General features: G+C 51.6%; 14 protein-coding genes and 1 pseudogene. 10 read left to right on the top strand and 5 right to left on the bottom strand.

The features are described 5' to 3' along the window. Positions 1–23 precede the first annotated feature (23 nt). Complete coding sequence (locus M1D91_RS12585; protein WP_437432892.1) at positions 24–2,414, bottom strand: phosphoketolase family protein; 2,391 nt, start codon at positions 2,412–2,414, stop codon at positions 24–26. A gap of 450 nt (positions 2,415–2,864) precedes the next feature. On the opposite strand from M1D91_RS12585, the gene yddG reads away from it, so the two are divergent. After that, positions 2,865–3,779 (top strand): aromatic amino acid DMT transporter YddG, encoded by a 915-nt coding sequence (gene yddG / locus M1D91_RS12580; protein WP_437432891.1) that lies wholly within the window; start codon positions 2,865–2,867, stop codon positions 3,777–3,779. Between the two features lie 116 nt (positions 3,780–3,895). Here yddG and M1D91_RS12575 read toward each other — a convergent pair whose 3' ends face one another. The 3 genes from M1D91_RS12575 to ycgZ form a co-directional block, all read right to left on the bottom strand. Further along, positions 3,896–4,144 carry a biofilm development regulator YmgB/AriR family protein gene (locus M1D91_RS12575; RefSeq protein WP_437432890.1) on the bottom strand — a complete coding sequence of 83 codons (249 nt, stop codon included), beginning with the start codon at positions 4,142–4,144 and terminating at the stop codon, positions 3,896–3,898. A gap of 71 nt (positions 4,145–4,215) precedes the next feature. Next, the gene (locus M1D91_RS12570; RefSeq protein ID WP_437432889.1) at positions 4,216–4,485 is read right to left on the bottom strand and encodes a hypothetical protein; all 270 of its coding nucleotides are present in this window, start codon (positions 4,483–4,485) and stop codon (positions 4,216–4,218) included. Positions 4,486–4,625: 140 nt separating this feature from the next. Then, positions 4,626–4,862, bottom strand: a complete 237-nt coding sequence (ycgZ, locus tag M1D91_RS12565; protein WP_437432888.1) for a regulatory protein YcgZ — start codon at positions 4,860–4,862, stop codon at positions 4,626–4,628. A gap of 363 nt (positions 4,863–5,225) precedes the next feature. Between ycgZ and M1D91_RS12560 the strand changes: the two genes are divergently transcribed. Further along, entirely contained in the window at positions 5,226–5,987 is a 762-nt protein-coding gene (locus M1D91_RS12560; RefSeq protein ID WP_437432887.1) for a Slam-dependent surface lipoprotein, read from the top strand. A gap of 37 nt (positions 5,988–6,024) precedes the next feature. Then, entirely contained in the window at positions 6,025–7,455 is a 1,431-nt protein-coding gene (locus M1D91_RS12555) for a surface lipoprotein assembly modifier (protein WP_437432886.1), read from the top strand. A gap of 239 nt (positions 7,456–7,694) precedes the next feature. On the opposite strand, the gene M1D91_RS12550 is transcribed toward M1D91_RS12555, so the two are convergent. Next, positions 7,695–8,627, bottom strand: coding sequence for a nucleoside recognition domain-containing protein (locus M1D91_RS12550; protein ID WP_437432885.1), 933 nt, complete (start codon positions 8,625–8,627; stop codon positions 7,695–7,697). A gap of 249 nt (positions 8,628–8,876) precedes the next feature. Here M1D91_RS12550 and M1D91_RS12545 point away from each other — a divergent pair, with 249 nt between their 5' ends. The 7 genes and pseudogenes from M1D91_RS12545 to M1D91_RS12515 all read left to right on the top strand — a co-directional run bounded on the left by M1D91_RS12545 (position 8,877) and on the right by M1D91_RS12515 (position 13,199). After that, positions 8,877–9,146: a hypothetical protein gene (locus M1D91_RS12545; protein ID WP_437432884.1), complete on the top strand. Its 270-nt coding sequence runs from the start codon at positions 8,877–8,879 to the stop codon at positions 9,144–9,146. Further along, positions 9,143–9,763: a class I SAM-dependent methyltransferase gene (locus tag M1D91_RS12540; RefSeq protein ID WP_437432883.1), complete on the top strand. Its 621-nt coding sequence runs from the start codon at positions 9,143–9,145 to the stop codon at positions 9,761–9,763. Before M1D91_RS12545 ends, M1D91_RS12540 begins: the two co-directional genes overlap by 4 nt. Before the next feature lie 124 nt (positions 9,764–9,887). After that, positions 9,888–10,184, top strand: coding sequence for a chorismate mutase (locus M1D91_RS12535; RefSeq protein WP_437432882.1), 297 nt, complete (start codon positions 9,888–9,890; stop codon positions 10,182–10,184). A 4-nt stretch (positions 10,185–10,188) separates the two neighbouring features. After that, positions 10,189–10,992: an AraC family transcriptional regulator gene (locus tag M1D91_RS12530; protein ID WP_437432881.1), complete on the top strand. Its 804-nt coding sequence runs from the start codon at positions 10,189–10,191 to the stop codon at positions 10,990–10,992. A gap of 99 nt (positions 10,993–11,091) precedes the next feature. Further along, entirely contained in the window at positions 11,092–11,706 is a 615-nt protein-coding gene (locus M1D91_RS12525; RefSeq protein WP_437432942.1) for a LysE family translocator, read from the top strand. A gap of 131 nt (positions 11,707–11,837) precedes the next feature. After that, positions 11,838–12,326, top strand: a pseudogene (locus M1D91_RS12520) (IS3 family transposase); the annotation flags it as partial. A gap of 471 nt (positions 12,327–12,797) precedes the next feature. After that, positions 12,798–13,199, top strand: a complete 402-nt coding sequence (locus M1D91_RS12515; protein WP_437432880.1) for a hypothetical protein — start codon at positions 12,798–12,800, stop codon at positions 13,197–13,199. The last annotated feature ends 34 nt before the right edge of the window (positions 13,200–13,233 follow it).

The raw sequence follows: 13,233 nt of genomic DNA, 5'->3' as shown, positions 1-13,233 counted from the left end.
CTCGTCAGCATCAGCACATGGAACTATTCCGGTGCATCACCTTCGCCCTGGGCTGAGGGCCATTTCCAGTTACGTACTTCCGGCAAGTCTTCCCCGTATTCCCGCACATACTGATGATGGGCAGCTATTTTCTCCTGCAGATCATCCAGTATTGCTGCAGCTTGCCCCTCCTGACCATACACGCGCTGAATGGCATCCTGGGCCAGATGGAAGCGGTCCAGTTCATTCATTACCGTCATATCAAAAGGTGTGGTGGTGGTGCCTTCTTCCATAAACCCATGCACGTGAAAATTGCGCTGGCCGGCGCGTTGCCAGGTCAGGCGGTGAATGAGGCTGGGATAACCGTGGAAGGCAAAGATAACCGGCTTATCCGCCGTAAACAGGGCCTCAAAGGTTTCATCACTCACGCCGTGCGGGTGCTGCTCAGGGGGCTGAAGCGCCATAAGATCCACCACATTGACCACCTGAATCCTTAGCTGCGGACATGCGTTGCGCAGAAGGTCGACGGCCGCGAGCGCCTCCATTGTTGGTACATCACCGGCACAGGCCATCACCAGATCCGGGGTTTCGCCTTCCGCTACCGTACCCGCCCAGCGCCATACCCCCATACCGGCAGCGACATGCTCGGCCGCCTCCACGAGTGTCAGCCACTGCGGCGCGGGTTGTTTACCAGCGATGATGACGTTAATGCGATCCCAGGTATTGAGGCAGTGATCGGCCACGCAAAGCAGGGTATTGGCATCCGGCGGCAGATAGATACGTACAATATCGGCTTTTTTATTGGCTACATGGTCAATAAAACCGGGATCCTGATGACTGTAGCCGTTATGATCCTGGCGCCAGACGTGGGAAGAGAGCAGATAATTTAATGATGAAATTGGCTCGCGCCACGGCAGCTTCCGTGTGACTTTAAGCCACTTCGCATGCTGGTTAAACATGGAATCGACAATATGTATAAACGCTTCATAACAGTTGAATAAGCCGTGGCGACCGGTGAGCAGATAACCTTCCAGCCAGCCCTGGCACTGATGCTCACTGAGTATTTCCATCACCCGACCATCGGCGGCCAGCTGCTCGTCATAATCTTCAACCGGAAGCTGCCAGGTACGACTGGTGACGTCAAAGACATGGCTCAGTCGGTTTGACGCGGTCTCATCAGGCCCGAAAAGGCGAAAATTATCCTGGTTACGCTCAAAAATACCCGCCAGATAAGCCCCGAGCGCCGCCGTAGATTCTGCCTGCGTCTCACCTGGAGATGCCACCTCAACGGCATAATCACTGAGTTGTGGCGTTAGTAGCGCTTTGCGCAGCCTGCCACCATTTGCCCAGGGCGATGCCCCCATGCGTTTATCCCCCTCCGGGGCCAGTGCGCGCAGTTCGGGTTTGAGGGCACCCTGCTGGTCGAAAAGATCGTCAGGCTCATACTGCCTCATCCACTGTTCCAGAATCCGACGATGTTCCTCATTTTCCCGACACGACGAAACGGGCACCTGGTGAGCACGCCAGAAACCCTCAACTTTCTTACCATCCACCGTGGCCGGTCCGGTCCAGCCTTTGGGACTGCGCAGAATTATCATGGGCCAGCGGGCAGCACCGGCTGATTCACCTTTTCTGGCGGCCTGCTGATAGTCGCGTATATCGTCCAGCGCCTTTTCCAGCGTCTGCGCCATCTGGCGATGCATTGCCTCCGGTTCGTCGCCGCTTACCCGGTAGGGTTCATAACCATAACCCCGAAAGAGATGATCCAGATCCTCATCCGAAATGCGGCCGAGGAGCGTGGGGTTCGCGATTTTGTAGCCGTTGAGGTGCAAAATCGGCAGCACTGCCCCATCGCGCGCGGCGTTAAGAAACTTGATCCCGTGCCAGCTGGAGGAGAGTGGTCCGGTTTCAGCTTCGCCATCGCCAATGACACAGGCGGCAATCAGGGAGGGGTTATCGAACACCGCACCAAAGGCATGGGAGAGTGAGTAACCGAGCTCGCCGCCTTCGTTGATCGAACCAGGGGTTTCCGGAGCAGCATGGCTTGGAATTCCGCCGGGGAATGAGAACTGGCGGAAAAGCGTCTTCATGCCGTCACTGTTCTGACCAACGTGCGGATAAATCTCACTGTAACTCCCCTCAAGCCAGGTGTTGGCGACCATACCGGGTCCACCATGTCCCGGCCCGCAGATGTAAATCATATTGAGGTCGCGGGAACGGATAACCCGGTTCAGATGCGCGTAAATAAAGTTAAGACCGGGCGTGGTGCCCCAGTGACCAAGCAGGCGCGGTTTAATGTGTTCAGCTTTCAACGGTTCGCGCAGCAATGGATTATCCATCAGGTAAATCTGGCCAACGGAAAGATAATTGGCGGCCCGCCAGTAGCGGTTTATTAACTGAACATCCTGATCGCTGAGCGTCGAAGTTTGTGTCATGCAGGTCTCCCTGTCAGATGGGTTTCTCACCCGTTGCCGGGTGCTGTAGTGGGAAGTATAGACAGGGGTGGTGTTCAGGCATCAGGAACAGGCGCGTTACCGCGGGTCACAGAGCGCATGGCGAGGGCTCGATGTTAAAAAATTCAGCAGGCTTTGCCACGTATCCTCAATTTTTTTGGGTACTACCGCAAAAAATGGACTGAGCTCGATAGGGAGCAACATTAATTACCTGACTGGATATTTAGCTAAATAAATCATATAGATGGTGTAAGGTAATGACGGGGGAAACTTTATGTTGTACCTTTTCTTGCGGTCGCCCTGGCGAATGAATGAGGCCATCATGACCTCAGTGTGACCGGGTGGGCGGAGATCTTCATACATTTTTAACGGCGATTTAACACTTAAGCCAGGTATCAAGGGCAGATGTTAAAGGCCCTGAGAGGGAAGGGAATGAACTACAAAAAAGCAACGATGACGGGACTCCTCGCCATTCTGCTCTGGAGCACCATTGTCGGGCTGATTCGCAGCGTCAGTGAAGGGCTTGGCGCGGTAGGGGGCGCGGCGATGATTTACTCCGTAAGTTCGTTGCTGCTGCTGTTTTGCGTAGGGATGCCGAACCTGCGTACGTTTCCACGACGCTATCTTATTACGGGCAGTCTGCTGTTTGTGGCGTATGAGCTCTGCCTGTCGTTGTCGCTGGGTTTTGCGAATACCGCCACTCAGGCAATAGAAGTCGGGCTGGTTAATTACCTCTGGCCTGGGTTGACGATTTTACTGGCCGTGATGGTCAACAGAAAGCCGGTCAGTCTGTTTATTGTGCCGGGAATACTATTGGCGATTGCCGGTATTTGTCGCGTTTTAGGCGGTGAACAGGGGTTTGATCTCGGGCAAATTGCCGCCAACCTCACTTCAAACCCGCTCAGTTATGGCCTGGCGTTAAGCGGCGCCGTTATCTGGGCCGTCTACTGTGTAGTGACGCAGAGAATGGCGCAGGGGGCAAATGGCGTCACGTTCTTTTTTATTCTGGTTTCCCTGGCCCTGTGGCTTAAATTCTTCAGCGCGCCTCAGCCCGCCATGCAATTCAACCTGCGGGTCATTGTGCATCTGGTGATGGCGGCAATGGCAATGGGTTTTGGTTACGCCGCCTGGAATGTCGGAATTCTGCACGGTAATGTGACCTTGCTGGCTGCGGCCTCCTATTTTATTCCGGTGATATCCGCCTTTATTGCCGCCGTTATGCTTGATGCTTCGCTCTCACTGGCATTCTGGCAGGGGGCGGCGATGGTGAGTCTGGGATCGCTGTTGTGCTGGTGGTCGACCCGGCGTGCAGAGCAGGAGCGAGTCACACAGGAGACGACGTTATAGTTAAGCCTGGGTGAGGGCGGGTAGTCTCACAGACGGGTGAGCAAAGAGGAGTAGGTTGTCACCGAAGGATAAGCGGGAGCGCTCACGTTCCCGCACAGGCGATAAGAAGGCGTGATTCAGATATCGTCAGGTGTGCGACCTACGACAATATCAAGCGTCTGGCGAAGCACATTCACTCTTGCAGCGCTTTGCGCGTTCTCAATGTCGGCGATGAGCTGAAGGATGATGGCTTTATTCGTAACGGGGACGCCCCTGGCAATAAGCGTTCTGACGGCCATGCCGAGCATCTCGGTCTCTTCGGCCAGTCGCTCTCCCGCGCTGTGAAAAAAGTTAATCAGGGCTGCTTGTGCTGTGTGCTGACGCATGAATTTTTCCTTATTATCTGGGAGCTCTGCCTGGACTCACCGGTGTTGCCACTGTCCTTCAGGACAAAAAATTAATGTTTCGTATTACGGCTGGATACGTCATCCCGTTTCGGCAGGTGAGGCTCACCTGATGAATGATTAAGGGCCGTAATACTGTCGCGAATTTCTGCCAGCGCCAGGGTTAACGCCGCTTTACGGGCGCTATCTTTTTCGTCGCGTGCCATTTTGCGTAATTGTTGAAGCAGAGCGGACTGGGTTATCGCCGCCCCTTCGTTCAACAGTTCCATCACGGCTTCACCGACGATGATATCCGTCTGGATCTCTTCTTCACTTCTGTACATAACCGTATCTCTGAATGCCAGTTTTTTCCCTTGTAGAAATATCCTGACGCCATCACTTCTCAGAGCTTTTAAGCCAGTGAGGCTAAGCCTGCACTGGCCTTACATCGACGCGCCAGAATGCAACGCAATCCGATTTCCCATCAGATAAACAGGAGGTTGAGCAGCTCCTGGTAATGTTTTCCCGTTGCAGGGTCAGTTGAGTTACCCAGTTTTGCAAGCAGCTTGTCACAGAGTGCTTTACGGTTCAGGCGCTCTCCTGCGGAGAGGATTTCACGGGTAATTTGTCCAAGCGTCTGCTGCTGAGAAGGCAACGAGGCACGAGCAAAATACCCGACAACTGCAGAAGTGGCTTGTTGTTTGAACTCAGTCTGACGCATACGTTATTCCTTTTTCAGGGGTTTAAAATAAGTTCAGGATTGTTTCGTTAAAAAAAATAATAAATCTTGAAAAAAATGTAAAGACTCTCATGGGCAAATTTCACAGTCTGGCGATTTGGTCATCAATATTATGGGTGTTGTATATTATTTGTCTGTTTTCTGCGCAGATTGGTCCCTAAGCTAAATTGCTTTTAATAAGGCAGAGAACGCTATCTAATAACTAACTCGTTGTTAAGACTAATCTTAGAATTATTGCCCTCAGGGCATATTTTCTAGAGAAGGCATCTTTTTTGGCGTAAATTCATTTGCAAAAATTATGTTACAAATTTCGCGAATTTATTCACAACCAAGGACGTATAGCTTATGGGGATTTTTAAACCTGGCTTGTTACTGACTGCTTTCATTCTCACGGCATGTGGAGGCGGTGGCGGCGGGGGTGGTGGCGGCGGTGACAGTACACCACCAGCAACAACAGCACCGGTACAAACCGACACGGGCAATACGGACGGTAATGCCAGCACGCCTGCGCCTGCGCCTGCTCCATCTTCTGCGCCGGTGAGCCTGGCAACCGGTGGTACCATTTATGGCTGGACCTACACCACTCCTGAAGGTCGTGAATATGTTATGCGCGGAACGGGTCTCTCCGCAGGTCTGGTGTGGACCGAGAGGCTGACCCGGGATGACAAGAGTCCGGTCTCCTCTACCTCCTGGTGCTGCGGACGAATGAGTTACACCACGTTTGGTACCTGGACGAATTACGAGAAAGGTCAGCACGAGGTATTTTACACCGGAGATGCGACACTGGCGGCCAATGTGCCGACCCAGGGCACGGCAACCTATGTGGGTCACGGTATGCGTGAAAGCAACCTCAGTGATGCCAGCTTTAATGTCGATTTCGCGGCAAAAACCATCAACGGCACCATTGCGGCGAGTGATACCTTCGGTAGTGATGTTGCGATGCAGGGCACCATTGCCAACGGTGGCTTTACCGGTAATGCGCAGTCGGGTGGCCAGGCGGGAACCTTCTCCGGGCACTTCAATGGCCCCACAGCAGAAGAGTTGGGCGGGCTTGCACAGTTTGCAGACACCACTAAAAACGCATCCTTTGGCGCAACGCGTCAATAAATCGTTTTCCGGTCAGCGCGTCTGACCGGACCTTCTGATGGTAAGTTCTTCTATGAATATGTTGCGTACTGGCGCAGTCACGTTGCTGTGCCCGCTTAGCGTTGCCTTTGCTGCACCACCGGATACCAATGCCATTCCTGCCGCTCCCCACTTTGAACGCCTGACCACACCGGCGAACCCGTCTTCGATGAATGAGGGGATGCGCCATGTCACCAATGCCCAACTGGCGGAGCAGCCAGCGCTTGCGATGGCGCTGCTTGACCAGGCGGTTCGCGAAGAAAAATGGCCGATGGTGCAGGCAATTTTACCTGTCTATACCTCATCGCCAGACCCGGATCCCGTGCTGGTTCACTTTGCAAAAGCGGGTCTCGCCCGTAGTCAGGGGCAGTACGACGAAGCCATTTCACACTATCGCGCCATTCTGAGCGCCCATCCTGATTTTGTTGCGGTACGCCTGGATCTGGCCCGTGCGATGTATGAAAACCATCAATACGACGCGGCCGATTATCAATTCCGCCGGGTATTACAAAGTGACCCGCCTGAGAATATTCAGCACGTCATTGCCTACTATCTTGAACGTATTCAGAAGGGAGGGGCGTTAACGGGGGCGATAAGCGTTAGTTATCTGAATGACAGTAATGTCAATAATGCCTCCTCGGGGAAAACCATCCGTATTGGCGACCGTCTGTTTATTCGTAATAAAGACAGTTTTCCGCAGCGAGGCGAAGGCGTATGGTTTAGCGGATCGCTGCAAAAAGATGTGCAACTTCACGATCAGCATGGTTTACGCTTTTTGGGTACCGTTTATGGTAAAAGTTACTGGAATAACCATGACTTTGATGATGTAACCAGTCGTGCCTATGCGGGCTATCAGTGGCGTAATTTTCGTCAACAATTTGCCGTGCTGCCTTTTTATGAAAAGCGATGGTATGGCACTGAGGATTACTCTTCTGGCCCCGGTGTTCGCGCCGAGTACAGTTATTTAATCTCGCCCACCTGGCAGGTCAGTCAGGCGCTTGAGTATCAAAAGCTGGATTACGATGACGCCGACTATCATTTTTTACGCGGACATAATCGATATTCATCAACCACCCTCTCTCATGCCTTCAGCGATCGTGTCTCGGGCTTTGCCGGTTTCGATCTACTCGACCAGCAGACCTTTGCCCGCAGCGAGTCTAACCACCGCTTCGGCCTGCGAAGTGGCGTCCAGGTTGACCTGCCGTGGCAGATCTCTTTTGCGACCACAGCCGCCCTCTCTGAGCGACGCTATCTCGGCAATAACGATATTTTCCTTACGCGCAGAAAGGACACAGAGCAGCTCTATAATTTGTCGCTCTGGCACCGGGATCTCTATTTCTTTGGCGTGATGCCAAAACTGAACTTTACCTATAAGCGGGTCAACAGCAATATTGATTTTTACGACTACCAGCAGAGAAATATTACCCTATCAATTGACAAAAATTTCTGACATTCAACGTGCCGTGCCATTTGGCGTAGCACGTTTTCTGCACCCCACTTACTGCGGTAATTCCGGATAGCCGACGACTGGAATAGCGCGAAACAAAGCATTAACTCATTAACGACCACCGACGACGAACCCCAGGGATTTGCGCGTGCCCGCTATGCTGCGTGGCCCGCAGGGTGAATGAAGGGGCGAATGGCTGAACCTGCCGCTGTCATGACAGGTTCAGCCAGGCGGAAGTAAGCTCAGAACAGGCAAGCGTGGATGAGTGTGCGCACCGCGATACCTACAATGGCCCCCGGTATGACATAGCGGAAAAGTCTGACAAACCGGCTGGCAATGCCTAAAAAGATCCCCACACCTGGCAAATCAAAGGTCTGGATCAGGAAACCTGCGGAAGCATTTACCTGTTCCGGCGTCACCAGCCCTTTTTTGAGTAATTCAGAAATGACGCCGAAATAGGCGGTGCCACCCGCCAGAAATTTGGTCAGCGTCGGCAGAATGTAAACCTCCGGAATATTGCACCAGGCCAGAACCGGAGAAAACAGGGTGGTGAGCAGGGTGATGAAACCGGCCTCTTTGAGCACGCCGACGACGGTCAGGGAGAGTAGCAGCATAGGTAGCGATCCCAGGGCCAGACGTATTGCGTCAGCGCCGGCACCATTAATTATGCTGATGAGTCCGGCTGCGCTTTTATCGTTCGGCGTTTCCGGCGCGTCGCTGTCTGCGCCTGTCATTGAGAGCTTTTTGCCAAAGAGATGGTATGTAGACGCGGCGGCAATCAATCCCCCCAGGACAGAAATGCAGATGGCGCTTCCCCAGTGCAAACCGAAGGGGATCAAAGGGTAAAAGACATTGCCTTGCCCCATAGCAAAGAGCATCGCCAGTGCCGCAGCCAGCTGGCGCTCCGGGGTGCCGCGTTTTTCCATCATCGCCAGCGCGGCAATGGGGGCGGCAAAGCTCACGAAATTAAGCTGGATCAGCGCAAAAACAGCCATCCCTGAAATGCCAAAGGGCCTGAGGACCGGGGAGGTGAGTCGAACGACGGCATCCACTACCCCTTTCGCTTCGAGATACTTCATTACGATGAGCATAATGATCATAACGGGGATGAGAGTATAAAGCGCGACATCAACAGAGGCTTTCCCTGCTGACATGATGATATCGATAATATTCATTGCCTTTCCTGTTGAAGATCTACCGTGCGAAATCTACACCTCTGACCGCGAGCGTGCCGTCCATGTTGTGCGCTTAACGCCTCTTTGTCTAATAAGGGAAAATGATTTCTGCAACCCAATGTCATGCGATGGCCCTCTCCTTCACTCCTGGTTTCTTCTTGAAAAAATGCATTAAAAAAGGGCTGTTGCTTATTTCGCAAGTAATGTATACATTGTATACATTACTTGCACCCTGAAGATGAGACAAAGATGAGCAGAAAAAGTAATGTCGTCACCGTACGGTTGACGGATGAGCAACTGAAGGTTTTTACAGACTGGAAGGAACAGTTAGAAGAGGAGCTCGGCATAGATGTCCCACTCGGCGCGGTTATCCGCAGGGCGTTGGATGGCGCCATTCATATGTATAACCTGCGCCGGGAGGAGAACGCCCAGGCCCAACACCATCCGGAGGAACACAGCGCACGTGCACAAGGAGCGAACGCCTATATCAGTGACTACAAAAAAGGAAAACAGTCATGAGCACGATCGACAGTAAAGCCCATCAGGCAGGCTTCAGAGAGCATTATGCCGATAATGCCAGGCCAGTATGGGATACCGGTCGCCCACAAAAGCCTTTCATTGAGCACGCGGCGGATATACGCGGGCCAGTTTTGGATATTGGTTGTGGTACGGGTACGCTTGCCGCGTATTTTGCTGCGCGTGGTGAGCAGGTGACCGGGATTGATTTTGTTGAAGAAGCTGTCGTGCGGGCGAGGGCGAAAGCGAAGGCGGCTGGTCTTGATATCGACTTTATGGTTGAAGATTTCTTCACTATAGGTAACTGGGATCGGAAGTTTCAGACCATTATCGACAGCGGCCTGTTCCATATCTTTTCAGGCGATGAGATGAGAAAAGCGGCTTACCTCGATATCGTTGAAAAATTACTTAACGATAATGGGCGACTCTATATTCTGACCTGTAAAAAAGCGAGTGAGGACGATGCGGGGGTTAACGCTGATGAAATTTTTGAGACTTTCCGGGCGCGCTTTATCGTTGAGTCATTGCATGAGTTTGAGGCTGAAACCGTAAACGGTGCTGCGGAAAACATCCCCGGCAGGCAGTGGCTAAGCTATTTTGCGGTGATCAAAAAACGCTAATGTTCAAGGTGGGTTTCCTTTTCAGAAACCGGGGACAAGGGTAGGAAGACGCCTTTTTTTGCTGCGCTTTATCAGGCGTTAAGCTATCCTTGTGAACTCTTGTACTAGTTTAAGGGTTCATAGCGTGCATTTTTCTACCATCGAAGAAGTCAGAAAAGAGATCGATCAGATTGACAGTGAGCTGGTTAACCTTATAACTCAACGTGCCAGATGCGTTAGCGCTGCCGCCAGCTTCAAGACCGATCATGCGGCGGTTCGCGCCCCGGATCGCGTACAGCAGGTCATCGATAAAGTTCGTGGCAAAGCCGCGCAGACAGGACTTCCCGAAGCGATCATTGAGAAAATCTACCGGGCGATGATAGACGCATTCATTGACTACGAGATGGCACAACACGATCGTTTGCGCCAGGAAAAAGGCTGACACCATGCGACAACACGCCGTAGAGCTTGTCCCGGTTTCCGTTCCCGGGATAGAGGCGGTAAGCGCCGACAGTGACTTTGCATTTGGCCGCCATACGCATGACCAGTTCGGCATCGGTTTCATGGACAGCGGCGCGCAAAAATCACTGAGCGGACGCGGTAAGGTTGAGTCAAAAGCGGGCGATATTATTACCGTGAATCCCGGTGAGGTCCATGACGGGAGCCCACTCTGCGGCCCCCGCGCCTGGCGGATGCTTTATGTTGATCCTGAACTTATCAATCGCAACATCCTCGCGATTAGCGAGGGGAAATGCCACTGCCGGGAATTTACCCAACCAGTACTCACCGACCACAACGTGGCGGCAAACTTCGCCCGCTTATATAACGCGGTGGTTCTGGGCGAAGGCGATGTGGCAAAGTTGGCGGCGGATGAGGCGTTAATACTTATTGTGTCGACGCTGTCTGAGTTCGCCGTGCATCAGGAAAACCTGCCGTTAAAAAGCATTGCCTTTGCCAGAGAAAGAATGGATGACGACCCGGCACATGCTGTTACCCTTGCTGAACTGGCGGCTTGCGCGGGAGTCAGTCAGTTTCAGTTCCTGCGCGCCTTTAAGCGGTATAGTGGAATGACGCCTCATGCATATCTGCTGCAGCGGCGGTTAGGATTGGTACGTAAACTTATCGCTGGTGGCATGCCTCTTTCTGAAACGGCCGCCGCTGCCGGATTTGCCGATCAGAGCCACATGACACGTCTTTTCATGCGCAGTTTTGGTTATACACCGGGGCGTTTCGCGCAGCACTGGCGCTGAATCTGGCACTGACCACCCTGCAATTTTATTCAAGACCCGAACAGGCCTTATTCGGATACTGAAAATCCTTTTTCAGCTCGCGGTGAGGCTTAATTTATGATGATTGAAAACGACTTCCTGGTGACATCTTTACTGATAATTCTGTCGCCGGGAGCCGGAACGCTTATTACGCTTGCAGCCGGTCTCCGGCAGGGCACCCGGGGAGCTGTCGTTACCGCCGCGGGCTGCACCCTTGGCGTGCTGCCCCATATGCTGGCGGCCGTTACGGGGCTCGCCACTTTATTACATGCCAGCCCGCTGCTCTTCTCGGTTGTGAAATATACGGGGGTGGCTTATTTACTCTATATGGCGTGGCAAACGTTACGCGACGGAGGTCTGTTATCGGTTGATGCCAGGGGTGCAACGCTCTCTTATTGCAGCCTGATAAAGCAGTCCGTGGTCGCGAATATTCTTAATCCCAAGCTGTCATTATTTTTCCTGGCTTTTCTTCCGCAATTTATCGCAGTGCATGATACGCACCCCACCCGGACTATGCTGATGCTGTCGGCTATTTTTGCCGCAATGACGTTTGCTGTTTTTTCGCTGTATGGCATTTTTGCCTCAGGCGTAAGTCACAGGATTGTGGAAAATCACCGTGCAATGAGATGCATTCGTTGGGGCGTGGCGCTGGCGTTTATCGCGGTCGGCATCAGGCTCGCCTTAGCCGGACAATAATGAGGCTCGGGGGAAAGTGCACTTACGCCCTTACCGTTATCTTTCTAGACGTTTACCGCCAGGCCGGTAGACCGCGCCAGGCGACAGTCGTGAGGCTCTCATTGTGAAAACGGCTTCATTAATGCAATCCGGATGCTCCGGATGAGCGTTGGGTAACCGATATAACCTATACCAGGACTCACGAAGACTGACTGTCTCTGGCTGTGGTTGTTGAGCTGTTCTCACGCAAAATTATCGGCTGGCCCATGGAATCCCGGATGACAAAGGACATTGTCCTGAACGCACTGCTGATGGCTGTATGGCGGCGTAATCCCCAAAAAAAGGTGCTGGTTCATTCGGGTCAGGGCAGGCAGTACACAAGCCATGAGTGGCAGTCGTTCCTGAAATCACACGGACTGGAGGGCAGCATGAGCCGTCGCGGTAACTGCCACGATAATGCGGTTGCAGAAAGCTTTTGCCAATTGCTGAAGCGTGAACGGATAAAGAAAAAGATTTACGGAACGCGGGAAGAAGCCCGCAGCGATATTTTTGATTACATCGAAATGTTTTATAACAGTAAGCGTCGGTATGGTTCTGGCGATCAGATGTCACGGACAGAATATGAAAACCAGTATTATTAACGGTTCGGAAGTGTCTAGACTATCCGTGGCGATTCACTGTAATGAGAAGAGGTGAGGGTTATTAATATTTGGAATGGGTACTCTTATATTGAGTAAAGGTTTTGTTCATCAATAATTATGCATCTATATTTTCTTTGTAATAAATAATAATTTCTTATGACTATGTCATTTCATGAACTATATTGCAAAGAACTATGAAAGTATCTGAGCATGTTCGTGAAGAAGCTGAAAAAGGATTTAACAGCAGAAAAACATGAGTACATGTTGTAAATTTTTGTTAAGGAGCAATCTCATGCGGAAAAAAAGCTTTTTTTAATTTTAACCTGACTACCCTATAGATATGAAGCTAGTCGGTAGTAACATTGGCGTATACTTTGCGTATGGTGTCAATGGATTCTAACGGATCTGATGCTCTTTTGACCGGCCATACACAGCTCATAATGATGGTACTATTTTAGTCACGGTAAGACCATGTACAACAAGATCAGAATAGAAGCTCACTCACAGTCCATTAATAAAGTTGTGAGCCGGTTTGAAGACGAGTTTGACGTCAAAGCAGAAGGCATGTTCCCAACGGAAAAATTAGAGAACCTCATAGCCCAAATGAAGTTTCGCACGGCAAATGGAGTGGGTGATGATATTGACGCCCTTATACTTGAAGCGTTCTCTATCGGTGTAGGGGCCGGTTTTTACCGTGCACTTTCCAGATTTGAAGATGGAAAAATAAAAACCCGTAAAGTGCCCAATTTTGAAAAATGGGTTTTACGTTCAAGCTCTAAAAATTTCAGAATCACAAAACAACTACCTTCGACGAAGCACTCTTCTATCAAAGCAGTAGTGATTTTGTCTCTTGCTGATTATGGATTTGAATAATGGCTGAGGGGCAGGGCGTGTTCTTGCCCAAAGG

It is taken from the genome of Enterobacter sp. SA197 (assembly GCF_054131575.1).
Note: the sequence above shows the minus strand (reverse complement) of the source record. Positions and strands in the feature narration are given on the sequence as shown.

What these genes read in the sequence shown, in the direction of transcription:
- M1D91_RS12545 (WP_437432884.1), top strand. Translation starts at nt 8,877, where the DNA reads ATGAGCAGAAAAAGTAATGTCGTCACCGTACGGTTGACGGATGAGCAA.
- M1D91_RS12525 (WP_437432942.1), top strand. Translation starts at nt 11,092, where the DNA reads ATGATTGAAAACGACTTCCTGGTGACATCTTTACTGATAATTCTGTCG.
- yddG (WP_437432891.1), top strand. Translation starts at nt 2,865, where the DNA reads ATGAACTACAAAAAAGCAACGATGACGGGACTCCTCGCCATTCTGCTC.
- M1D91_RS12560 (WP_437432887.1), top strand. Translation starts at nt 5,226, where the DNA reads ATGGGGATTTTTAAACCTGGCTTGTTACTGACTGCTTTCATTCTCACG.
- M1D91_RS12530 (WP_437432881.1), top strand. Translation starts at nt 10,189, where the DNA reads ATGCGACAACACGCCGTAGAGCTTGTCCCGGTTTCCGTTCCCGGGATA.
- M1D91_RS12570 (WP_437432889.1), bottom strand. Translation starts at nt 4,485, where the DNA reads ATGTACAGAAGTGAAGAAGAGATCCAGACGGATATCATCGTCGGTGAA.
- M1D91_RS12555 (WP_437432886.1), top strand. Translation starts at nt 6,025, where the DNA reads ATGGTAAGTTCTTCTATGAATATGTTGCGTACTGGCGCAGTCACGTTG.
- M1D91_RS12550 (WP_437432885.1), bottom strand. Translation starts at nt 8,627, where the DNA reads ATGAATATTATCGATATCATCATGTCAGCAGGGAAAGCCTCTGTTGAT.
- M1D91_RS12540 (WP_437432883.1), top strand. Translation starts at nt 9,143, where the DNA reads ATGAGCACGATCGACAGTAAAGCCCATCAGGCAGGCTTCAGAGAGCAT.
- ycgZ (WP_437432888.1), bottom strand. Translation starts at nt 4,862, where the DNA reads ATGCGTCAGACTGAGTTCAAACAACAAGCCACTTCTGCAGTTGTCGGG.
- M1D91_RS12575 (WP_437432890.1), bottom strand. Translation starts at nt 4,144, where the DNA reads ATGCGTCAGCACACAGCACAAGCAGCCCTGATTAACTTTTTTCACAGC.
- M1D91_RS12585 (WP_437432892.1), bottom strand. Translation starts at nt 2,414, where the DNA reads ATGACACAAACTTCGACGCTCAGCGATCAGGATGTTCAGTTAATAAAC.
- M1D91_RS12515 (WP_437432880.1), top strand. Translation starts at nt 12,798, where the DNA reads ATGTACAACAAGATCAGAATAGAAGCTCACTCACAGTCCATTAATAAA.